This window comes from Mediterranea massiliensis (genome assembly GCF_900128475.1).
In the GTDB taxonomy this organism is placed as follows: Bacteria; Bacteroidota; Bacteroidia; order Bacteroidales; family Bacteroidaceae; genus Bacteroides; species Bacteroides massiliensis_E.
On the sequence record NZ_LT635838.1, the window covers coordinates 523,013 to 544,689 of the forward strand.

General features: G+C 54.6%; 18 protein-coding genes and 1 pseudogene. 15 read left to right on the forward strand and 4 right to left on the reverse strand.

All coding sequences use genetic code 11. The annotated features are described in order from the left end of the window. Nucleotides 1-91: 91 nt before the first annotated feature. From BQ7483_RS12105 to BQ7483_RS12120, 4 genes and pseudogenes are all read right to left on the reverse strand, one after another. The gene (locus tag BQ7483_RS12105) at nucleotides 92-964 is read right to left on the reverse strand and encodes a DNA-methyltransferase (protein WP_083535726.1); all 873 of its coding nucleotides are present in this window, start codon (nucleotides 962-964) and stop codon (nucleotides 92-94) included. Then, entirely contained in the window at nucleotides 961-1,488 is a 528-nt protein-coding gene (locus BQ7483_RS12110) for a hypothetical protein (protein WP_072546055.1), read from the reverse strand. The genes BQ7483_RS12105 and BQ7483_RS12110 overlap by 4 nt, the downstream gene beginning before the upstream one ends. After that, nucleotides 1,485-2,323: pseudogene (locus BQ7483_RS12115) on the reverse strand (type II restriction endonuclease). Before BQ7483_RS12115 ends, BQ7483_RS12110 begins: the two are co-directional and overlap by 4 nt. After that, nucleotides 2,286-3,296 (reverse strand): DNA adenine methylase, encoded by a 1,011-nt coding sequence (locus tag BQ7483_RS12120; protein WP_072546056.1) that lies wholly within the window; start codon nucleotides 3,294-3,296, stop codon nucleotides 2,286-2,288. Before BQ7483_RS12120 ends, BQ7483_RS12115 begins: the two are co-directional and overlap by 38 nt. A gap of 805 nt (nucleotides 3,297-4,101) precedes the next feature. On the opposite strand from BQ7483_RS12120, the gene BQ7483_RS12125 reads away from it, so the two are divergent. The 15 genes from BQ7483_RS12125 (at nucleotide 4,102) to BQ7483_RS12190 (ending at nucleotide 21,459) form a co-directional block, all read left to right on the forward strand. Next, a complete protein-coding gene (locus BQ7483_RS12125; protein ID WP_072546057.1) occupies nucleotides 4,102-4,602 on the forward strand; it encodes an HU family DNA-binding protein in 501 nt (166 codons plus the stop codon). 155 nt (nucleotides 4,603-4,757) lie between these two features. Then, entirely contained in the window at nucleotides 4,758-4,853 is a 96-nt protein-coding gene (locus BQ7483_RS17745; RefSeq protein ID WP_022021503.1) for a smalltalk protein, read from the forward strand. Nucleotides 4,854-4,977: 124 nt separating this feature from the next. Beyond that, nucleotides 4,978-6,897: a 1-deoxy-D-xylulose-5-phosphate synthase gene (dxs, locus tag BQ7483_RS12130; RefSeq protein WP_072546058.1), complete on the forward strand. Its 1,920-nt coding sequence runs from the start codon at nucleotides 4,978-4,980 to the stop codon at nucleotides 6,895-6,897. Beyond that, on the forward strand, nucleotides 6,894-8,234 hold the full coding sequence (gene trkA / locus BQ7483_RS12135) for a Trk system potassium transporter TrkA (protein ID WP_072546059.1): 1,341 nt from the start codon (nucleotides 6,894-6,896) through the stop codon (nucleotides 8,232-8,234). The genes dxs and trkA overlap by 4 nt, the downstream gene beginning before the upstream one ends. A 192-nt stretch (nucleotides 8,235-8,426) precedes the next feature. Further along, on the forward strand, nucleotides 8,427-8,777 hold the full coding sequence (locus BQ7483_RS12140) for an NADH-quinone oxidoreductase subunit A (RefSeq protein WP_022020034.1): 351 nt from the start codon (nucleotides 8,427-8,429) through the stop codon (nucleotides 8,775-8,777). Beyond that, entirely contained in the window at nucleotides 8,768-9,367 is a 600-nt protein-coding gene (locus BQ7483_RS12145) for an NADH-quinone oxidoreductase subunit B (protein WP_072546060.1), read from the forward strand. The genes BQ7483_RS12140 and BQ7483_RS12145 overlap by 10 nt, the downstream gene beginning before the upstream one ends. Nucleotide 9,368: 1 nt before the next feature. Then, nucleotides 9,369-10,964, forward strand: a complete 1,596-nt coding sequence (locus BQ7483_RS12150; protein WP_072546061.1) for an NADH-quinone oxidoreductase subunit D — start codon at nucleotides 9,369-9,371, stop codon at nucleotides 10,962-10,964. Between the two features lie 86 nt (nucleotides 10,965-11,050). Continuing rightward, nucleotides 11,051-12,127, forward strand: a complete 1,077-nt coding sequence (gene nuoH / locus BQ7483_RS12155; RefSeq protein WP_072546062.1) for an NADH-quinone oxidoreductase subunit NuoH — start codon at nucleotides 11,051-11,053, stop codon at nucleotides 12,125-12,127. 43 nt (nucleotides 12,128-12,170) lie between these two features. Further along, on the forward strand, nucleotides 12,171-12,644 hold the full coding sequence (locus BQ7483_RS12160; protein ID WP_022020038.1) for a 4Fe-4S binding protein: 474 nt from the start codon (nucleotides 12,171-12,173) through the stop codon (nucleotides 12,642-12,644). Between the two features lie 22 nt (nucleotides 12,645-12,666). Then, nucleotides 12,667-13,179, forward strand: a complete 513-nt coding sequence (locus tag BQ7483_RS12165; protein ID WP_022020039.1) for an NADH-quinone oxidoreductase subunit J family protein — start codon at nucleotides 12,667-12,669, stop codon at nucleotides 13,177-13,179. 24 nt (nucleotides 13,180-13,203) lie between these two features. Then, on the forward strand, nucleotides 13,204-13,512 hold the full coding sequence (gene nuoK / locus BQ7483_RS12170) for an NADH-quinone oxidoreductase subunit NuoK (protein WP_022020040.1): 309 nt from the start codon (nucleotides 13,204-13,206) through the stop codon (nucleotides 13,510-13,512). Between the two features lie 61 nt (nucleotides 13,513-13,573). Then, on the forward strand, nucleotides 13,574-15,460 hold the full coding sequence (nuoL, locus tag BQ7483_RS12175) for an NADH-quinone oxidoreductase subunit L (protein WP_022020041.1): 1,887 nt from the start codon (nucleotides 13,574-13,576) through the stop codon (nucleotides 15,458-15,460). Nucleotides 15,461-15,540: 80 nt separating this feature from the next. After that, nucleotides 15,541-17,025: a complex I subunit 4 family protein gene (locus BQ7483_RS12180; protein ID WP_072546063.1), complete on the forward strand. Its 1,485-nt coding sequence runs from the start codon at nucleotides 15,541-15,543 to the stop codon at nucleotides 17,023-17,025. A gap of 90 nt (nucleotides 17,026-17,115) precedes the next feature. Then, the gene (locus tag BQ7483_RS12185) at nucleotides 17,116-18,555 is read left to right on the forward strand and encodes an NADH-quinone oxidoreductase subunit N (RefSeq protein ID WP_072546064.1); all 1,440 of its coding nucleotides are present in this window, start codon (nucleotides 17,116-17,118) and stop codon (nucleotides 18,553-18,555) included. A 204-nt stretch (nucleotides 18,556-18,759) separates the two neighbouring features. Next, on the forward strand, nucleotides 18,760-21,459 hold the full coding sequence (locus tag BQ7483_RS12190) for a TonB-dependent receptor (RefSeq protein ID WP_204246014.1): 2,700 nt from the start codon (nucleotides 18,760-18,762) through the stop codon (nucleotides 21,457-21,459). Nucleotides 21,460-21,677: the final 218 nt, after the last annotated feature.

Consider the following 21,677-nt stretch of genomic DNA (forward strand, 5'->3'; position numbering starts at 1 on the left):
ACCAAGCGCGTGTTTTACGTTTGCAAAGATAACATCTTTTTCAAACAGTCCAAGAGCCGAGAAGAGAAAGAATATACACATCTCCACTTCTTCAGAAAGGCAAATCATAGGCCAGACCTTCATCCTCGCCCGGATGAACGAGATTTGTCTCCACAAAAGCGATATCCTTTATTTTGCCACGATATTTGGCAAAGGTCTTTATATTTTCTATTTCCTGCCTGCGACTACGGCTCATGACAAGATATTCCTCTTCCTGGTCGATACCCAGGAAACGGCGTCCCAGCAGGTTGGCGGCGATGCCCGTCGTACTGCTCCCCGTAAAGGGGTCGAGCACCCACGCACCAGGGCGTGTAGAAGCCAGAATGATGCGCGACAAGACGGCCAGCGGCTTTTGGCAGGGATGCTTGCCGCACGATTTCTCCCACGGCGCAATGGCAGGCAGGCGCCACACGTCGCCCATCTGCTTGCCGTCGTTGATGCGCTTCATCAGCTCATAATTGTAGTAATGGGGTACCTTGGCCGATTTCCTTGCCCAAACGATGTATTCGGCCGAATAGGTAAAGTAACGGCAAGAAATGTTGGGCGGCGGGTTGGTCTTGGCCCACGTAACAACGTTCAGAATTTTGAATCCCAGCTCCGTCAGGCGGCTGGCCACGGAAAAGATGTTGTGATACGTTCCGCTCACCCAGATGGTGCCGTCCTTCTTCAGCTTGTCGCGGCAGGCGGCCAGCCAGGTGCGGTTGAAGGCGTCGATACTTTCGGGCGTGCCTCCCTTGTCCCAGTCACCTTTGTCCACACACACCACTTTGCCGCTCTGCACGCTGATGCCGCCATTGGACAGGAAATAGGGCGGGTCGGCAAATATCATGTCGAACTTGAACTCAAACTGTTTCAGAAGTTCGACACAATCACCATGCAGGAGGGTAAAGGCGCGGTCGGGGGAACGGAAGAAAGGGGTAATCATTGTTTTTCTGGTACAGGCAACCCTAATTTGGCCAAAAGAATATAATTAAAATAGTATTGGCATCTCACACTAATAATATAGTCTAAAACATCTTTATACTTGGGAGCTTTAAACCATTCATCCAAAATATAAACATATTCCACCTCTATATTCAATTGTGACAATAATTTTTGATATTGTTTTTTCTTGAAATCGCAAGTTTGCAACTTCTCGTCTACACTTCCGCCTACATTCTGAGTTTTTACCTCAATGATAAAAAGAGTATTATTGACAATTACATAAATGCAATTGTCAGGCAATAGCTTGGAAGAGATATGTTTTGTCCAGTCAACGCCATTTTCTGACAAGAAATTATAGAATCCATGTTTCTTAAATATTCGGGCCACTAAATTCCCCTCATAATACACATAAGAATCCATAACTGTATATCCTTCTTGCGAAGCCAGAAAAGTAGCTAAGTCAACCTTTCCTTCATAGATCAACCCTGTAATGGTATTTCCACCCCCGGTGCCGTCTTTTTTCATTTTATAGCATTTAAAAAGTCATTTATTGTCGTAAGGTTATACACACTCGGTATTGCGTAAAAAGCTTCTTCCAGCTTGCTACGTGCCGAATTCCAACCTACCCCGTCGGTAATCCAAACGAACTCATAATTATCAAATTGATTGATTTTAGGAGCGAGTTCAGAATATGCACGTGCCACTTCATTAAGTTTTGAACCACCGCCACTATAAAAGTTTACTTCAATCAGATAAGTTTTGGCTTCAGTCTCTATACAAAATCAAAACGTTTGCGATCTTCACCCAAACATTTCATTTCTTCAAATTCAGTAGAGTAAACTTCCCGGCGAAACTTAATGCCTTTTTCTTGGAAGATTTCGGCTACCTTATTTCCCATTATATCGCCGCTTCGGTTCTTACGTGCGTTGGTGTCAAGTCCTGTTTCTACCCCAAAAACATAATCAACCAAATTGGTAACATGTTTGTCTTGAAGTACCTGCTTCAAGCCTGTATCTTCCAAATATTCGATAACTCCTTCGGGAGTCTTGAAAAAATTCTCAATCAGTTGTATCTGTCCACTACGGGCAATCGCTTTTTTCTTGTCGCTTGCCCGAACAGCGATCAAGATGTCAAGCACACTGAACACTTTAGGATTTTCATCCCAAAGACGACGCACCGCCTCCTCCATATTATCCTTACCCACCAGATAATTCAACTGGTTGAGCTTGATGGAAATGGCATCAACATTGGCGGTAATCTTCTCAAAATCAGAAAAGAAACTCAACGGAGCGTTTGTCTCGATGAGTTGCGACATAAACACCTTAAATTCTTCTTCTGTATGTGCCTTGCTCATATTCATTCAATTTTAAATCAACATTGTTCGGTAATTTTGGGCGTGATGCCATCGTTTCAGAGTAATTCCGTATAAGCAATTCCGTCAACTTACCACGCTTTTCGGGATTCGCATTAACCGAACGCGAAGCATATACACGTTCAATGAAATAGTCTTTATACAAATCGTCAAAGAAAGTATCTTCCGGATTGCGTCCCCTGCAATCGGAATTGCTGAGCATCATCAAACAATTTTTGCCGGACAATCTATCGAAATATTTTTTCAAACGTATCTGTTCATCGTCATTGAAAGCTTCCTTCGCATAAGAATTAAAACTCGATGTTGCATCCAGCGGGCGATAAGGCGGGTCAAAATAAACAAAAGTATCTTTTGACACATATTGTTCCGTCTGTTCAAAATCACCGCTGATGATGTCAACTTTTTGCAATAATTCACTATCTGCATATATCGTTTCCGCATCACAAATCGTAGGATTCTTATATCTGCCGAAAGGTACATTAAATTCACCTTTTGAGTTTACCCGATAAAGCCCGTTGAAGCAAGTACGGTTCAAAAACATAAGCAACACAGTATTGTCAACGTCCGACATTTCTCCCTGATTGAATCTTTTACGCACAGACAAGAAAAACTCTTTTCTTTTTTCTTCCTCTTGAATGCCTAAATATTCGCGTTCAATCAGGGACAAGCTTTGTATTAATGCTTCTGGAGCTTTCTTAATCGTCTTATACGCTTTTATTAAGTCTGGATTAACATCATTAATGACTGCCCGCTTGATATTATTGAAACGTTGAAGCATATAGAAAAGCATGGCACCTCCTCCAATAAAGGGCTCTATATAGGTCACATCCTCTATCAACATGAACTTTTTGGGTAAAAGCTCTTCAAATGTAGAAATGAGTTGTCCTTTTCCCCCCACCCATTTGATAAAAGGTTTTGCCTTTGCTTTCTTTGAATTATATGGTTGCTTCAGTATAAGCATAAATGGATACTTTAATAATCAAACGACAAATATACTCCTTTTTTCAGATTTCTGCCCACCGATGGGAAAAATTCAGGCCATTTTCACCATTTTCGCCGCAAAAAAAGCAGCTTTTCGCGAGGTAGCCTGCTTACTCTTTTTGCCTATGCAATTTACGTAAGTGATGTTTCCTGCCTCGTTGTTTGAATCTTCATAGACAATTGTTTATCAGACACTTGACACCCACCAACCCGTTACAGCGTTACAATTGTTACAGCGTTACAATTATTTTTTTTCAATTTTTCCACTCCGAACGAAGAGAAATGTTAAATATTTTAATACTATATATATATTATATATATATAATATATATAGTATTAATTTCCTTTTCCAAGTTTCCTGTTACAGATTTTACTAATTGTAATTTGTAACAATTGTAACGCGTAACGCCTCCCCTGAAACACAGACATCCATCGGTGCAGACAAAAAACAATAACCGGAAGCGGCAGCACGCAAAAAAGACATCGCATGCGCGCGCCGCGCCGAAAACCGAAAAGCACCGCTTTCCAAGTACGAAAACACCGTATTACAACCTGTAAATCAGCCTATTAGTTTTATTAACACAATTTTCCGTTTTCGTTAACAGATTTTTGCATAAAACCGATACCCTGTTTTTGGACGCACGTGGGGAAGCGATTATCTTTGCCTTCGTAATGAAGAACGAAGAATGAAGAATGAAGAATTTGCCTGCGGCCGGAGCAAGATCATTCTCAATTCTCAATTCTCAATTCTCAATTAATTAATCACAAACTAAAACAACAAAGCTATGTCAACCATCGGAACATTAAAGTACAGACGTTATCAGGCCAAGTCGCCTCAGAACCCCGACGCACCCGCCAAGTGGTACGCCCGCGCCGTGCAGGACCGCACGGTGGAATTCGAAGACTTCGTCACCCACATTTCGGAACACAACTCGCCCTACTCCCGCGGCGTCATCCACGGCGTGCTCATCGACATGCTGGCCTGCCTCAAGGAGCTGGTGCTCGACGGCAAGAGCGTCCGCCTGGGCGACCTGGGCCTGTTCTCCGTGGGCATCTCCTCGAAGGGTGCCGACACGGCCGACGCCTGGGACACGAGCCTCATCACGGGCGTCCACCTGAACGTGCGCAACACCAAGACCTGGAGCAACACCGAGCTGCGCAAGAGCACCCGCGTCGCCGAGCTCACCGTCTACACCGCCGGCGGCACGCTGACCGACGACGGCACGGAACCCGAGCCCGGCGGTAGCGGCAGTGACGGCGACGACCAGGAAGGAAGCCCGCTGTAAATTGAAAATGGAGACTATTCCTTAGTGTAAATATTAAAGGAGGTTTTGAGCGAAGCTAATTGAAAATGGAAAATGAAGAATGCGGCCGAACTTAATTTTCAATTTTCAATTCTCAATTATCCATTAACGAAGATTTTCAATTCTCAATTAAAGAAATGGACAAGAAAACTATTTGGAAAACCATCATCCAGACGCTGGTCACCATCCTGACCGCCATTGGAACCACGCTGGGCGTCACCAGCTGTATGTAAAAATTAGCGGTTAGCGGTGAGTATTCGCTAACCGCTAACCAACGCCCCGTTCAGCTTTTTATCCGAAATATTGCCTGCATCTGATTTCTTTTTGTTATTTTTGCAAGCTATAACACAGAAAAAGATGGATACGAATCTGACTACATACAACCTGCTGAACCGCATCGCCACGCCCGACGACCTGCGCCGCCTGCCGGTGGACCAACTGCCCGAGGTGTGCCGCGAGCTCCGGCAGGACATCATCGAAGAGGTGTCGCGCAACCCCGGACACTTTGCCGCCAGCCTGGGCACAGTGGAGCTGACCGTAGCCCTGCACTACGTCTACCGCACACCCTACGACCGCATCGTCTGGGACGTGGGCCATCAGGCCTACGGCCACAAGATACTGACAGGACGCCGCGAGGCCTTCTCGACCAACCGACGCTTCAAGGGCATCCGACCCTTCCCCTCGCCCGAAGAGAGCGAATATGACACCTTCGCCTGCGGACACGCGTCCAACTCCATCTCGGCCGCCCTGGGCATGTGCGTGGCCGCCCGGCAGAAGGGGGAGAAAGACCGCCACGTGGTGGCCGTCATCGGCGACGGCAGCATGAGCGGCGGACTGGCCTTCGAGGGACTGAACAACACCTCGTCTACGCCCAACGACCTGCTCATCATCCTCAACGACAACGACATGTCCATCGACCGCAGCGTGGGCGGCATGAAGCAGTACCTCTTCAACCTCACCACGAGCAACCGCTACAACCAGCTGCGCTTCAAGATGTCGCGCATCCTCTTCAAGATGGGCATCCTCAACGAGGAGCGCCGCAAGGCCCTCATCCGCTTTGCCAACAGCCTGAAGTCGATGGCCGCCCAGCAGCAGAACATCTTCGAGGGCATGAACATCCGATACTTCGGGCCCATCGACGGACACGACGTGAAGAATCTGGCCCGCGTGCTCCACGACATCAAGGACCTGAAGGGACCCAAGATACTGCACCTGCACACCACCAAGGGCAAAGGCTTCGAGCCGGCCGAAAAGGACCCCGGCGTGTGGCACGCGCCCGGCAAGTTCAGCCCAGACACGGGCGAACGCATCCTGGCCGACACCAGCCACCTGCCGCCCCTCTACCAGGACGTCTTCGGCGAGACGCTCGTGGAGCTGGCACGGCAGAACCCGCGCATCGTGGGCGTGACGCCCGCCATGCCCACCGGCTGCTCCATGAACAAGCTCATGGAAGCCATGCCCGACCGCGCCTTCGACGTGGGCATCGCCGAGGGACACGCGGCCACCTTCTCGGGCGGCATGGCCAAGGAAGGGCTGCAACCCTTCTGCAACATCTACTCGAGCTTCATGCAGCGCGCCTACGACAACGTGATACACGACATCGCCCTGCTGCGCCTGCCCGTGGTGCTCTGCCTGGACCGTGCCGGCCTGGTGGGCGAAGACGGCCCCACACACCACGGTGTGTTCGACCTGGCCTACTTCCGCCCCATCCCCAACCTGACCATCGCCTCGCCGCTGGACGAGCACGAGCTGCGCCGCCTGATGTACACCGCCCAGCTGCCCGGCAAGGGGCCCTTCGTGATCCGCTACCCGCGCGGACGGGGCGTGCTGCTCGACTGGCGCTGCCCGCTGGAAGAGGTGCCCGTGGGCAAGGGACGCCGCCTGAAGGACGGCACGGACGCAGCCGTCGTCACGCTGGGTCCCATCGGCCACGTGGCCGCACGCGCCATCACGCGGGCCGAGCAGGAGCTGGGCCTCTCCATCGCCCACTACGACCTGCGCTTCCTCAAGCCGCTGGACGAGGAGATGCTCCACGAGATAGGGCGCCGCTTCCGGCACATCGTCACCGTGGAAGACGGCGTGGTGCGCGGAGGCATGGGCAGCGCCGTGCTCGAGTTCATGGCCGACCACGGCTACAAGCCCGACGTACGCCGCATCGGCGTGCCCGACCGCTTCATCGAACACGGCACCGTGGCCCAGCTCTACCACCTGTGTGGCATGGACGAGGAAGGCATCTATCATCAATTGTCAAACATCAATTATCCGTTACAGAAGTGAAAATTATCATTGCCGGTGCCGGCGCAGTAGGCACACATCTGGCCAAGCTGCTCTCGCGCGAGAAGCAGGACATCATCCTCATGGACGAAAACGAGGACAAGCTCAACGCCTTCGGGTCGAACTTCGACCTGATGGCCGTCAACGTCTCGCCCACGTCGATATCGGGGCTGAAGGAAGTGGGCGTGGAAGACGCCGACCTCTTCATCGCCGTCACCCCCGACGAAAGCCGCAACGTGACGGCCTGCCTGCTGGCCGCCAACCTGGGCGCGCAGAAGACCGTGGCCCGCATCGACAACTACGAATACCTGCTGCCCAAGAACAAGGAATTCTTCCAGAAGCTGGGCGTGCACTCGCTCATCTACCCCGAAATGCTGGCCGCCAAGGAGATCGTGGCCTCCATCCGCATGAGCTGGGTGCGCCAGTGGTGGGAATTCTGCGGCGGCGCCCTCATCCTGATAGGCACCAAGATGCGCGAGAAGGCCGAGATACTGAACATCCCCCTGCACCAGCTGGGCGGACCCGGCCTGCCCTACCACATCGTGGCCATCAAGCGCGGCAACGAGACGCTCATCCCCCGCGGCGACGACGTCCTCAAGCTGCACGACATCGTCTACTTCACCACCACCCGCAAGTACATCCCCTACGTGCGCAAGGTGGTGGGCAAGGAAGACTACCCCGACGTGCGCAACGTCATGGTCATGGGCGGAAGCCGCATCGCCGTCAGGACCGCCCAGTACGTGCCCGACTACATGCAGCTCAAGATCATCGACAACGACCTGAACCGATGCAACCGCCTGACCGAGGTGCTGGACGACCGCATCATGGTCATCAACGGCGACGGCCGCGACCTGGACCTCCTCACCGAAGAGGGCCTGCACAACACCGAAGCCTTCGTGGCGCTGACGGGCAACTCCGAAACCAACATCCTGGCCTGCCTGGCCGCCAAGCGCATGGGCGTGCGCAAGACCGTGGCCGAGGTGGAGAACATCGACTACATCGGCATGGCCGAAAGCCTGGACATCGGCACCGTCATCAACAAGAAGATGATTGCCGCCAGCCACATCTACCAGATGATGCTCGACGCCGACGTGAGCAACGTGAAATGCCTCACCGTGGCCAACGCCGACGTGGCCGAATTTACCGTCAAGGCCGGCTCGAAAATCACCCGACACCCCGTCAAGGACCTGGGCCTGCCCAAGGGAGTGACCATCGGCGGCCTCATCCGCCAGGGCGAGGGCGTGGTGGTAATGGGTAACACGCAGATACAGCCCGGCGACCATGTCGTGGTGTTCTGTTTGAGCATGATGATCAAGAAGATAGAGCACTACTTCAACTGAGCCGGAAACGCCTAAAAAAGCCGCCCGCCGACACGTTTGTTAAGTTTGACATAGGATAAAAAGTGTAAAAATAGCCATTTTTTGTCATACGGAGGTTACAAATAGATAAATTCTTATTTGTAATTTTGCACGCCGAAAAAGGAACGGGGAGAAACGTCTCCCCATAACAAACACTAAAATCTTGTCAGATTTATGAACTTTACCTTCTTAGTTACCGTCGTGTTGACGGCCGTTATTTTCGTGGGCTTAGTCATCGCCATTTCCCATGCGATAGCGCCCCGCTCGTACAATCCGCAAAAGATGGAACCCTACGAATGCGGTATCCCCACGCGAGGCCGTTCGTGGATGCAGTTCCGTGTGGGCTACTACCTCTTCGCCATCCTGTTTCTGATGTTCGAGGTCGAAACGGTCTTCCTCTTCCCCTGGGCCGTCACCGTCCGCCAGCTGGGTCCGCAAGCCCTGACAGGCATTCTTTTCTTTTTCTTCGTATTGGTGCTGGGCCTGGCATACGCCTGGCGGAAAGGAGCGTTGGAATGGAAGTAATGAAGAAACCCGTCATCAAGTCCATCCCCTACGAGGAATTTCAGGACAACGAAACACTCGAGAAAATCATTCAGGAACTGAACGCCGGCGGCGTCAACGTGGTGGTGGGCGCCCTCGACCAGCTCATCGACTGGGGACGCAGCAACTCCCTGTGGCCGCTCACCTTCGCCACCAGCTGTTGTGGCATCGAGTTCATGGCCGTGTGCGCCGCCCGCTATGACATCGCCCGCTTCGGCTTCGAAGTGACCCGAAACAGCCCCCGACAGGCCGACGTCATCCTCGTGAGCGGTACCATCACCTACAAGATGGCCCCCGTACTCCGACGCCTCTACGACCAGATGGCCGACCCAAAATACGTGGTGGCCGTAGGCGGATGCGCCGTCAGCGGAGGTCCCTTCCGCAAGTCCTACCACGTGGTGCAGGGCGTCGACCAGATACTGCCCGTCGACGTCTACGTACCCGGCTGCCCGCCACGCCCCGAGGCCTTCCTCTACGGCATGATGCAGCTCCAGCGCAAGGTGAAAATCGAGAAATTCTTCGGCGGAGTGAACAGAAAAATGAAGAAAGAGGAAATGAAGAATGAAGAATAATATGGAAGAAAAGACACTATACATCAAGCCGCAACAGCTGCACGAAGAGATGCGCCGGTTGCGCGACGAAGAAAAGATGGACTTCCTGGAAAGCCTGACGGGCATGGACTGGGGAGTACCTGACGAAAAAGACGCGGAAGGTACCCTCAGAGGCCTGGGCGTAGTCTACCACCTGGAGTCGACCGGGAGCGGGAAACGGGTCGTTGTGAAGACGTCGACCCTCGACCGCCTGCACCCCGAACTGCCCTCCATGACCGACCTGTGGAAAGGCGCCGAGCTGCCCGAACGCGAGGTGTACGACTTCTTCGGCATCCTCTTTGTGGGACACCCCGACATGCGACGCCTCTTCCTGCGCAACGACTGGGTGGGCTACCCCCTGCGCAAGGACAACGACCCGCAGAAGGAGAACCCCCTGCGCATGACCAACGAGGAAACCGTCGACACCACCTACGAAATCAAGACCACCCAGGACGGCGAGCTGACCGAAGAGGAAACGGTGCTCTTCGGCGACGACGAATACGTGGTGAACATCGGCCCCCAACACCCCGCCACGCACGGCGTGCTCCGCTTCCGCGTGTCGCTCGAGGGCGAGAACATCCACAAGATTGACGTGAACTGCGGATACATCCACCGCGGCATCGAGAAGATGAACGAGAGCCTGACCTACCCCCAGACACTGGCCCTGACCGACCGTCTGGACTACCTGGGCGCCATGCAGAACCGCCACGCCCTGTGCATGTGCATCGAGAAGGCCATGGGCGTGGAAGTGAGTCCCCGCGTACAATACATCCGCACCATCATGGACGAGCTGCAGCGCATCGACTCGCACATCCTGTTCTTCTCCTGCCTCTGCCAGGACCTGGGCGCCACGACAGCCTTCCTCTATGGCTTCCGCGACCGCGAGAAGGTGCTCGACATCTTCGAGGAGACCTGCGGCGGACGCCTCATCCTGAACTACAACACCATCGGCGGCGTGCAGGCCGACCTCCATCCCAACTTCGTGAAGCGCGTCAAGGAGTTCATCCCCTACATGCGCCACAACCTGCAGGAATACCACGACATCTTCACGGGCAACATCATCGCCCAGCAGCGCCTCAAAGGCATCGGCGTGCTGAGCCGCGAAGACGCCATCTCCTTCGGAGCGACAGGGGGTACGGGCCGTGCCAGCGGATGGGCGTGCGACGTACGCAAGCGCATGCCCTACGGCGTCTACGACCAGGTAGAGTTCAAGCAGATTGTCCGCACCGAAGGCGACTGCTTCGCCCGCTACATGGTGCGCATGGACGAAATCGAAGAGAGCCTCCACATCATCGAGCAGCTCATCGACAACATCCCCGAAGGTCCCTATCAGGAAAAGATGAAACCCATCATCCGCGTGCCCGAAGGCAGCTGGTATGCCGCCGTCGAAGGTAGCCGCGGCGAGTTTGGCGTCTACCTCGAGAGCCGTGGCGACAAGACTCCCTACCGTCTGCACTACCGTGCCACAGGCCTGCCGCTGGTGGGTACAGTGAACACCATCTGCCGCGGCGCGAAGATTGCCGACCTCATCGCCATCGGAGGTACGCTGGACTATGTGGTGCCCGACATCGACAGATAATCAATGGAGAATGGAAAATGGAGAATGGGAAATGGCTTGCCAGCCGCCCATTCTCAATTATCAATTATCAATTATCAATTCAATAAATGTTTGACTTTAGTATTGTAACAAGCTGGATACACCAAATGCTGACCTCCCTGATGCCCGAAGGGCTGGCGGTCTTCATCGAGTGTGTCGTCATAGGCGTGTGCATCGTGCTGATGTATGCCATCCTCGCCATCGTCCTGATCTACATGGAGCGCAAGGTGTGCGCCTTCTTCCAGTGCCGCATCGGCCCGAACCGCGTGGGCAAATATGGCTCCCTGCAGGTGTTCTGCGACGTGTTCAAGATGCTCACCAAGGAAATCTTCACCCCCAAGGGCGCCGACCGCTTCCTCTACAACCTGGCCCCCTACATGGTGATACTGGCCTCGTTCCTCACCTTCGCCTGCCTGCCCATGAACAAGGGGCTGGAGGTGCTCGACTTCAACGTAGGCATCTTCTTCCTGCTCTCAGCCTCGAGCATCGGCGTGGTGGGCATCCTGCTGGCCGGCTGGAGTTCCAACAACAAGTTCTCGCTCATCGGCGCCATGCGAAGCGGCGCGCAGATCGTGAGCTACGAGCTGTCCGTGGGCATGAGCATCCTCACCATGGTCGTGCTGACGGGCACCTTGCAGATCTCGGAAATCGTGGGCGGACAGGCCGACGGCTGGCTCATCTTCAAGGGCCACATCCCCGCCGCCATCGCCTTCCTCATCTACCTCATCGCCGGCAATGCCGAGTGTAACCGCGGCCCCTTCGACCTGCCCGAGGCCGAAAGCGAGCTGACCGCCGGCTACCACACGGAGTATAGCGGCATGCACTTCGGCTTCTACTACCTGGCCGAGTATCTGAACCTCTTCATCGTAGCCGCCGTGGCCGCCACCGTCTTCCTGGGCGGATGGATGCCCTTCCACATCGCAGGGCTGGACGGCTTCAACGCGGTGATGGACTACATCCCCGGCTTCGTGTGGTTCTTTGCCAAGGCCTTCTTCGTCGTCTTCCTCATGATGTGGATGCGATGGACCTTCCCCCGTCTGCGCATCGACCAGATACTGACGCTGGAGTGGAAATACCTCATCCCCCTCTCCATGCTCAACCTGCTGCTCATGAGCGTACTCGTGGCTTACGGGCTGCACTTCTAAAGATAACCAGGTATTAGGTATAAAAAATTATCATTCAGCAATAATGGAAAATAACAACACTTATTTCAGCAGCTTCTTCAAGGGCATCAAAAGCCTCTCTGTCGGCCTGAAGACCACCATGCGCGAGTTCTTCACGCCCAAGGTGACCGAACAGTACCCTGAAAACCGCAAGGAGCTCAAGATGTTCGACCGTTTCCGCGGCACGCTCGTCATGCCCCACAACGAACGCAACGAGCACCATTGCGTGGCGTGCGGCCTGTGCCAGATGGCCTGCCCCAACGGCACCATCCACGTGACCAGCGAAACCGTCGAGACGGAAGACGGCAAAAAGAAGAAAGTGCTGGCCAAGTATGAGTACAACCTCGGCTCGTGCATGTTCTGCCAGCTCTGCGTCAACGCGTGCCCCCACGGCGCCATCACCTTCGACCAAAACTTCGAGCATGCCGTGTTCGACCGTTCGAAACTCATCCTTACCCTCAACCACCCGGGCAGCCACGTGGAAGAGAAAAAAAACTAACCATTAACCCTTCAGAAAGAAAATGGAAATAACTCTTGAAACAGTAGTATTCTACTTCCTGGCGGCCTTCATCACCGTGTTCTCCCTGCTGACGGTGACCACCACCCGCATGGTGCGCTCGGCCACCTACCTGCTGTTCGTGCTCTTCGGCACGGCCGGCATCTACTTCCTCCTGGGATACACCTTCCTGGGGTCGGTACAGATCATGGTGTACGCAGGCGGCATCGTCGTGCTCTACGTCTTCTCCATCCTGCTCACCAGCGGCGAGGGCGACAAGGCCATCAAGCTGAGCCGGAGCAAGTTTCTGGCCGGACTGGGCACCACGCTCGCGGGTGCCGTCATCGTACTCTTCATCACCCTGAAGCACAAGTTCCTGGCCACCACCGACCTGCAACCCATCGAGGTCAGCTTCGACACCATCGGCCAGCAGATGTTCAGCAGTGACAAATACGGCTACCTGCTGCCCTTCGAGGCTGTCAGCCTCCTGTTGCTGGCCTGCATCGTAGGCGGCCTGCTCATTGCACGAAAGAGATAACAATACTTAAAAAGACAACGACTTATGATACACATGGAATATTACCTGATCGTGTCGGCCATCATGTTCTTCGCAGGCATCTACGGATTCTTTACCCGACGCAACACCCTGGCCATCCTGATCTCCATCGAGCTGATACTGAACGCCACGGACATCAACTTCGCCGTGTTCAACCGTTTCCTGTTTCCCGGCAGCCTGGAGGGCTACTTCTTCGCCCTGTTCTCCATCGCCATCTCGGCGGCAGAAACGGCCATCGCCATTGCCATCATGATCAATATCTACCGCAACATACGCAGCATTCAGGTGAACAAGCTGGACGAGCTGAAGTGGTGATTTTGATGTATTAGGTTTTAGGTATTAGGTTTTAATTTTAAAAATTCAATGATCCATTAGTATGGAATATACAATTCTTATCCTCCTTCTTCCATTCCTCTCTTTCCTCACGCTGGGAATCGGGGGCAAATGGATGTCACACCGCACGGCGGGACTCATCGGCACGGTGGTGCTGGGCGTCGTTGCCGTACTGTCGTACCTCACGGCAGGAATGTATTTCACGGCTCCCCGCCTGGCCGACGGCACGTATGCCACGCTGATGCCCTACAACTTCCGCTGGCTGCCCTTCACCGAGAACCTGAGCATCGACTTGGGTATCCTGCTCGACCCCATCTCGGTGGTGATGCTCATCGTCATCTCGACCGTCAGCCTGATGGTACACATCTACTCCTTCGGCTACATGAAGGGTGAACGGGGCTTCCAGCGCTACTACGCCTTCCTGTCGCTCTTCACCATGTCCATGCTGGGCCTGGTAGTGGCCACGAACATCTTCCAGATGTACCTCTTCTGGGAGCTGGTGGGCGTATCGTCGTACCTGCTCATCGGTTTCTACTATACCAAGCCGGCCGCCATCGCCGCTTCGAAGAAAGCGTTCATCGTGACGCGCTTCGCCGACCTGGGCTTCCTCATCGGTATCCTGGTGTATGGCTACTACGTAGGCACGTATACCTTCACACCCACTGAAATGGCTCTGGCCAAAGGCGGCATGATGCTTCCGCTGGCCTTGGGGCTGATGTTCATCGGCGGTGCGGGCAAAAGTGCCATGTTCCCCCTGCACATCTGGCTGCCCGACGCCATGGAGGGTCCGACACCCGTCAGCGCCCTCATCCATGCCGCCACGATGGTGGTAGCGGGTGTCTATCTGGTGGCCCGCATGTTCCCGCTGTTCATCGCCTATGCGCCCGACACGCTTCACATCGTGGCCTACGTGGGTGCCTTCACCGCCTTCTATGCGGCCTCGGTAGCCTGCGTGCAGAGCGACATCAAGCGTGTGCTGGCCTTCTCCACCATTTCGCAGATCGGCTTCATGATGGTGGCCCTCGGCGTATGCACCTCGGCCGACCCTCACGAAGGCGGCTTGGGTTACATGGCCGGCATGTTCCACCTCTTCACACACGCCATGTTCAAGGCCCTGCTCTTCCTCGGCGCGGGCAGCATCATCCATGCCGTCCACAGCAACGAGATGTCGGCCATGGGAGGCCTGCGCAAGTATATGCCTGTCACACACTGGACGTTCCTCATCGCCTGTCTGGCCATAGCGGGTATTCCTCCCTTCTCGGGCTTCTTCTCGAAGGACGAGATTCTGACTGCCTGCTTCCAGTTCAGCCCGGCCATGGGATGGATCATGACGATTATCGCCGCCATGACGGCCTTCTATATGTTCCGCCTCTATTGCGGCATCTTCTGGGGTAAGGAGAACAAGGAGCTGCATGCCGAACACACGCCGCACGAAAGCCCGTTGAGCATGACCTTCCCGCTGGTTGTCCTGGCCGCCATTACGGTAGTGGCCGGCTTCATTCCTTTCGGACATTTCGTTTCGTCCAACGGACACTCCTACGACATCCATCTGGATACGCAGGTCATGCTGACCAGCATCATCATCGCAGTGATAGCCATCGCACTGGCCGTCAGCATCTATGCCCGCAGCAAGCAGCCTGTGGCCGACGCCCTGCAACGCCGCTTCCGTGGCTTGTGGACAGCTGCCTACCACCGCTTCTACATTGACGAGATTTATCAGTTCATCACGCACAAGATCATCTTCGGATGCATCAGCCGCCCCATCGCCTGGTGGGACCGTCACGTGGTGGACGGCTTCTTCAACTTCCTGGCCTGGAGCGCCGACGCTACGAGCGACGAGATCCGTGGCCTGCAAAGCGGACGCGTTCAGCAATATGCCCTGGTCTTCCTGCTGGGAGCACTGGCATTGATACTTATTTTAATTATATAATGGAAAATGGAGAATGGAACTAAGCGTCCATTTTCAACTTTTCATTTTCAATTGTCAATTATCAATTTTCAATTAATAAAATGAATTTCTTATCCTTATTCGTTCTGATTCCCCTGCTGATGCTGCTCGGCCTGTGGCTGGCACGAGGCATCAACCAGATACGCACCGTGATGGTGACGGGAGCTTCGGCCCTGCTCGTACTGGCAGGCGTGCTCACCGTGATGTATCTCAACGCCCGCCATGGCGGCGCTACAGACGAAATGCTGTTTTGTGCCGACGTCGCCTGGTATCCCGCCCTCAACATCCACTACTCCGTGGGCGTGGACGGCATATCGGTGGCCATGCTGCTGCTTTCGTCCATCATCGTCTTTACAGGTACCTTCGCCTCGTGGAGACTCCAGCCGCTCACCAAGGAATACTTCCTGTGGTTCACCTTCCTGTCGCTGGGCGTATTCGGCTTCTTCATTTCGACCGACCTCTTCACCATGTTCATGTTCTATGAAGTGGCCCTGATACCGATGTACCTGCTTATCGGCGTATGGGGTTCGGGACGCAAGGAATACTCCGCCATGAAGCTGACGCTGATGCTGATGGGTGGTTCGGCCTTCCTGCTGATAGGCATCCTGGGCATCTACTATGGCAGCGGTGCCACAACGATGAACCTCAACGAAATAGCTGCCCTGCACAACATTCCCGTCGAGCAGCAGCGCATCTGGTTCCCGCTCACCTTCCTGGGCTTCGGCGTACTGGGAGCTCTCTTCCCCTTCCACACCTGGAGCCCCGACGGTCATGCATCGGCCCCCACAGCCGTATCCATGCTCCACGCCGGTGTACTGATGAAACTGGGAGGCTACGGCTGCTTCCGCATCGCCATGTACCTGATGCCCGAAGCCGCCAACGAACTGGGATGGATCTTCCTGATACTGACCGGCATCTCGGTTGTCTACGGTGCCTTCTCGGCCTGCGTACAGACCGACTTGAAATACATCAACGCCTACTCCTCCGTAAGCCACTGCGGCCTGGTGCTCTTTGCCATCCTGATGATGAACCAGACGGCCTGCACGGGTGCGGTGCTGCAGATGTTGAGCCACGGTCTGATGACGGCCCTCTTCTTTGCCCTCATCGGTATGATCTACGGTCGTACACACACCCGCGACATCCGCGAGCTGTCGGGCCTGATGAAAATCATGCCTTTCCTCTCCGTGTGCTACGTCATTGCCGGTTTGGCCAACCTGGGCTTGCCGGGCTTGAGCGGCTTCATCGCTGAGATGACCATCTTCAACGGTGCCTTCCAGCACGTCGATGTCTTCCACCGCACATGGACGGTGATTGCCTGCTGCAGCATCGTCATCACCGCCGTCTACATCCTGCGCCTGGTGGGCAAGATACTCTACGGCACCTGCACCAACCAGCATCATCTGACACTGACCGATGCCACGTGGGACGAACGCACGGCGGTCATCATCCTCATTGTCTGCGTAGCTGCCCTGGGTATGGCTCCGTGGTGGATCAGCGGTATGATAGGCGACAGTGTACTGCCCATCGTAAATGTTATTAATGGATAATTGAAAATGGAGAATTGAAAATTAACAATCCATTTTCAGTTCTCCATTCAATAATTCTCAATTTTCAAATTTCAATTCTCAGTTAACAAAATGGATTACAGTCAATTTCTCGTGATGAAAGAAGAGCTGTCGCTGATAGCCGTCATCCTCATCCTCTTCATAGCCGACCTGTTCATGAGCCCCGATGCCCACAAGCGTGACGGACGGCCTGTACTGAACACCATGCTCCCCGTGGTCCTGCTGGCGCTGCACACGCTGGTGACCATCGTCCCCGGCCCCGTGGCCGACGCATTCGGAGGCATGTACCACAATTCACCCATCCAGCACATCGTGAAGTCCATCCTGAGCATCGGTACCCTTATCGTTTTCCTTATGGCCCACGAATGGATGCGCCGCCCCGACACGGTTCTCAAGCAGGGTGAATTCTACTTCCTCACCCTCTCTACCCTGCTGGGCATGTATCTGATGATATCCGCCGGCCACTTCCTGATGTTCTTCATCGGCCTGGAGACGGCCAGCGTGCCGATGGCCGCCCTGGTAGCCTTCGACAAATACCGCCACCACTCGGCTGAAGCCGGTGCCAAGTATATCCTGACGGCTCTCTTTGCCAGCGGCCTGCTGCTCTATGGCATCTCGCTCATCTATGGCACGGTAGGCACCCTTTATTTCAACGACGTACCTGCACACCTGGACGGCAGCCCCTTGCAAGTGATGGCCATCGTGTTCTTCCTGGCCGGCATGGGCTTCAAGATTTCACTCGTGCCCTTCCACCTCTGGACGGCCGATGTCTATCAGGGTGCCCCCTCTACCGTGACGGCCTACCTGAGTGTCGTATCCAAAGGTTCGGCCGCCTTCGTGCTGATGACCATACTTATCAAGGTGTTCGCTCCGATGGCTGCCCAATGGCAGGAAGCCCTCTACTGGCTCATCATCGCCTCCATTACGCTGGCCAACCTCTTTGCCCTGCGTCAGGAGAACTTGAAGCGTCTGATGGCCTTCTCCAGTATCTCACAGGCCGGTTACATCATGCTGGGTGTCATCGCAGGCAGTGCGCAGGGTATGACGTCACTGGTCTACTACGTGCTCATCTACCTCTTCGCCAACCTGGGCGTGTTTACCGTCATCACCATCGTGGCCCTGCGTGCCCATAAGTTCACGCTCGAAGAGTATAACGGGCTCTACACCACCAATCCGCGTCTGGCATTCCTCATGACGCTCTGCCTGTTCTCCCTGGCCGGTATCCCGCCGTTCGCAGGTTTCTTCTCGAAGTTCTTTATCTTCGCGGCAGCCTTCGAGAGCGGATTCCATCTGCTGGTGTTCATCGCCCTGGCCAACACGGTTATCTCGCTCTACTACTACCTGCGCATTGTCAAGGCCATGTACATCAACAAGAGCGACGAGCCCATTGCCGCCTTCCGCAGCGACAACTACACGCGTGCCGCCCTGCTCATCTGCACCCTGGGCATCACGCTGCTGAGCATCGTCAGCGCTTCCTACGAGAGCATCGGCCACTACGCCTTCGGCATGTAAACGTCATCCCCCTATCATTCAAGGCTTCGCGCCCGCAAGTCCGGCTTCTGAAATCAAGAACCTGATTTGCGGGCGCGAACCGTTCCTATACCAGCGCCTGTCATATTCTTGTAACGCTTCCGAAACAGACATGTACCTGCCGTGTAACGGCCCTGTAACTTGCTCTCCCCATCTTTGCAGCGGAAAAAGAAACGCATAACAAAGATGAGTATGAAAGCTGATTTAGGAAAAATTCTCTTCCTTATTTTGTTCCTCACCCTGTCGGCCATGACGGTCATGGCAGGAACCATCCGGGGAACCATCACAGACAAACAGACGAAAGAACCGCTGACGGGCGCTACCATCCAGGTGGCGGGCAGCACGACGGGAGCCGTAGCCGACATCGACGGCAACTACAGCCTGCAAGTGCCCGACGGAGTGTATGACCTCGCCGTGCGCTACGTAGGCTATGTGGACATCACCGCCCGACAAGTGAAAGTGAACGGCGAAACGGTGCTGAACTTCGAAATGGAAACCGACGCACAGACCTTGGGCGAAGTTTCTGTCGTAGCCAAAAAGAATCTGGAAGGCGAACGTGCCCTGCAAGTGGAACGCCAGAAAGCCACCCTGGCCATCGAGAATCTGGGTGCCAAGGAAATGGGCATCAAGGGCATCAGCAACGTGCAGGAAGGCGTGAAGCAGATAACGGGCATCTCCATCGCCGAGTCGGGCCAGCTCATCGTACGCGGGCTGGGCGACCGCTACAGCACCACGACCTTGAACGGACTGCCCATCGCCTCGCCCAATCCCGACAACAAACTCATTCCGCTCGACCTCTTTCCCTCGAGTACGGTGCAGAACATCACCGTCAGCAAGGTGTACGACGCCAGCGCCTTTGCCGACTACAGCGGCGCACACATCGACATCAGCACCAAGGAGAACGTGACGGACGAATTTCTGAACGTCAGCTTCAACGTCGGGGGCAAGTTCAACACACTGGGACGCGACTTCTATCAGATGGATCGCGACGGCACGCTGTTCAAGACACCCTCGCTCGACGAAAAGATATACGACATGCCGCTGCTCGACTTCGACGAGTACGTCACCCAAAACAACATCTTCCGCACGACGTTCGATGTCGACAAAAAAACAGCACTGCCCGAGTTCGGAGGCAACCTGGGCTTCGGACGCAACTTTGCCGTGGGCGGACAGACACTCAGCCTGCTGGCCTCATTCAGCCTCAGCAACGAGACACAGAAGCTGGACGATGCCTTCTACAAGACCCTCGAAGCTACCGGCAACGTACAGAACGACTTCACCTACGACGAATATACCTCCACGCTGAAGATGGCTGCTCTGGCCTCCGTAGGCTACACCCTGCGCCAGCACGACCGCATCGGCTATACCTTCTTCTATGCCCGCAATGCCAGTGACTCCTACCAGAGCCGCGCGGGTGTGGATGCCGAAGGGCACAACCTGTGGGGCAGCAACGACATCACCCACATCTACACCCTGCAGAACCACCAGCTGAACGGACATCATGAGTTCGGCACCCAGTGGCAGCTGAACTGGGCCGGCTCCTATGGCAAGACGGGCAGCGAAGAACCCGACCGCCGCCAGGTGATGTTCACCAAGGACAATGCAGGCAACCTGCAGCTCTTCAAGCTGAACCGCCAGGAAACCATGCGCTACTACGGCGACCTGAACGAAGAAGAGTGGGTAGGAAACGTCGACCTGAAGTACAACTGGACCGAACAGAACTTTGTCAAGATGGGCGTGGCCTACAAGAACAAGGACCGCGACTACATGGGCACCCGCTTCTACTACAACGTCAACAAGCTCAACCCCACCATCGACAACATCTACGACACCGACAGCTTCCTCAACCAGGAGAACGTGGAGAACGGCAACATCGTCATCGAACGCAAGATGCAGCCCCACGACACCTACCGTGCCGGCATGGACATCTATGCGGGCTACATCCAGACCGACTTCTATCCGCTCAGCTCGTTGCTCGTCAACGTGGGCCTGCGCTACGAAATGACCAAGCAATGGGTGGAATATGCCATCGAAGGCGACCAGAAGTACCAGCGCCGCCGCGACCTGAACAAGAACGACCTCTTCCCTACGGTGAACCTGAAATACACCGTCAACGACAAGAACAACCTGCGCATGTCGCTGTCGCGCACCGTGACACGCCCCTCGTTCATCGAGATGGCCCCCTTCCTTTACCAGGAATCCTACGGTTCGGCCCAGATCCGCGGTAACGAAGAGCTGCAGAACGGATACAACTATAACTTCGACCTGCGCTACGAACACTTCAACCAGAACGGCGACATGCTGTCGGCCACGGTCTACTACAAGTTCCTCGACAAGCCCATCGAACGCATCCAGAAGCTGCAGGGCGGTGCCACGATGCACTCCTTCCAGAATGCCGACCAGGGTATGGCAGCCGGCGTGGAAGTGGAACTGCGCAAGCAGCTCCTGCCCGACCTGCGACTGGGAGCCAACGTTTCCTACATGTACACCAACGTGAAGCTGCCCGAAGGCGGTGCCTACACCAACAAGGACCGCTCCTTGCAAGGTGCCTCGCCCATCCTGATGAATGCCGACCTCACCTACTCGCCCCGCTTCGGCGAAGACCGGCAGCTCAACCTGTCGCTCCTCTACAACCTGCAGGGCAAGCGCATCCATGCCGTCGGCGTATCGCAACTGGGCGACATCGACCAGATGCCCGTCCACACGCTGAACTTCAACGCCAGCTACAGCTTCAACCGCCACTTCAGTGCCAAGGTACAGGTGAACGACCTGCTGAACCGCGCCATCGTCTTCAAGCAGGAAGTGCCCAAGACCGGCGAATACATCGAAGTGGAACGCTTCAAGGAAGGCACCAGCTTCGAAGTGGGAGTCAGCTACAACTTTTAATGAAACAATGACTGTAGCAGTAGTTTACTACGGATAAACCGACAGTTTAATACGGATAAACCAAGAGTTTAATACGGATAAACTGACAGTTTAATGCTGATAAACTGAGAGTTTATTCCGGTCAAACCAAAAATAAACTGGTATACTACTGTCCTTCAGCCACTTGAATGTAACACTATCAGTAAGTATAAAACTTAAAAACTTAACCATTTAAAACT

Coding starts and splice junctions, on each gene's coding strand:
- BQ7483_RS12105 (WP_083535726.1), bottom strand. CDS start 964: ATGATTACCCCTTTCTTCCGTTCCCCCGACCGCGCCTTTACCCTCCTG.
- BQ7483_RS12110 (WP_072546055.1), bottom strand. CDS start 1,488: ATGAAAAAAGACGGCACCGGGGGTGGAAATACCATTACAGGGTTGATC.
- BQ7483_RS12120 (WP_072546056.1), bottom strand. CDS start 3,296: ATGCTTATACTGAAGCAACCATATAATTCAAAGAAAGCAAAGGCAAAA.
- BQ7483_RS12125 (WP_072546057.1), top strand. CDS start 4,102: ATGTCAACCATCGGAACATTAAAGTACAGACGTTATCAGGCCAAGTCG.
- BQ7483_RS17745 (WP_022021503.1), top strand. CDS start 4,758: ATGGACAAGAAAACTATTTGGAAAACCATCATCCAGACGCTGGTCACC.
- dxs (WP_072546058.1), top strand. CDS start 4,978: ATGGATACGAATCTGACTACATACAACCTGCTGAACCGCATCGCCACG.
- BQ7483_RS12140 (WP_022020034.1), top strand. CDS start 8,427: ATGAACTTTACCTTCTTAGTTACCGTCGTGTTGACGGCCGTTATTTTC.
- BQ7483_RS12145 (WP_072546060.1), top strand. CDS start 8,768: ATGGAAGTAATGAAGAAACCCGTCATCAAGTCCATCCCCTACGAGGAA.
- BQ7483_RS12150 (WP_072546061.1), top strand. CDS start 9,369: ATGGAAGAAAAGACACTATACATCAAGCCGCAACAGCTGCACGAAGAG.
- nuoH (WP_072546062.1), top strand. CDS start 11,051: ATGTTTGACTTTAGTATTGTAACAAGCTGGATACACCAAATGCTGACC.
- BQ7483_RS12160 (WP_022020038.1), top strand. CDS start 12,171: ATGGAAAATAACAACACTTATTTCAGCAGCTTCTTCAAGGGCATCAAA.
- BQ7483_RS12165 (WP_022020039.1), top strand. CDS start 12,667: ATGGAAATAACTCTTGAAACAGTAGTATTCTACTTCCTGGCGGCCTTC.
- nuoK (WP_022020040.1), top strand. CDS start 13,204: ATGATACACATGGAATATTACCTGATCGTGTCGGCCATCATGTTCTTC.
- nuoL (WP_022020041.1), top strand. CDS start 13,574: ATGGAATATACAATTCTTATCCTCCTTCTTCCATTCCTCTCTTTCCTC.
- BQ7483_RS12180 (WP_072546063.1), top strand. CDS start 15,541: ATGAATTTCTTATCCTTATTCGTTCTGATTCCCCTGCTGATGCTGCTC.
- BQ7483_RS12185 (WP_072546064.1), top strand. CDS start 17,116: ATGGATTACAGTCAATTTCTCGTGATGAAAGAAGAGCTGTCGCTGATA.
- BQ7483_RS12190 (WP_204246014.1), top strand. CDS start 18,760: ATGAGTATGAAAGCTGATTTAGGAAAAATTCTCTTCCTTATTTTGTTC.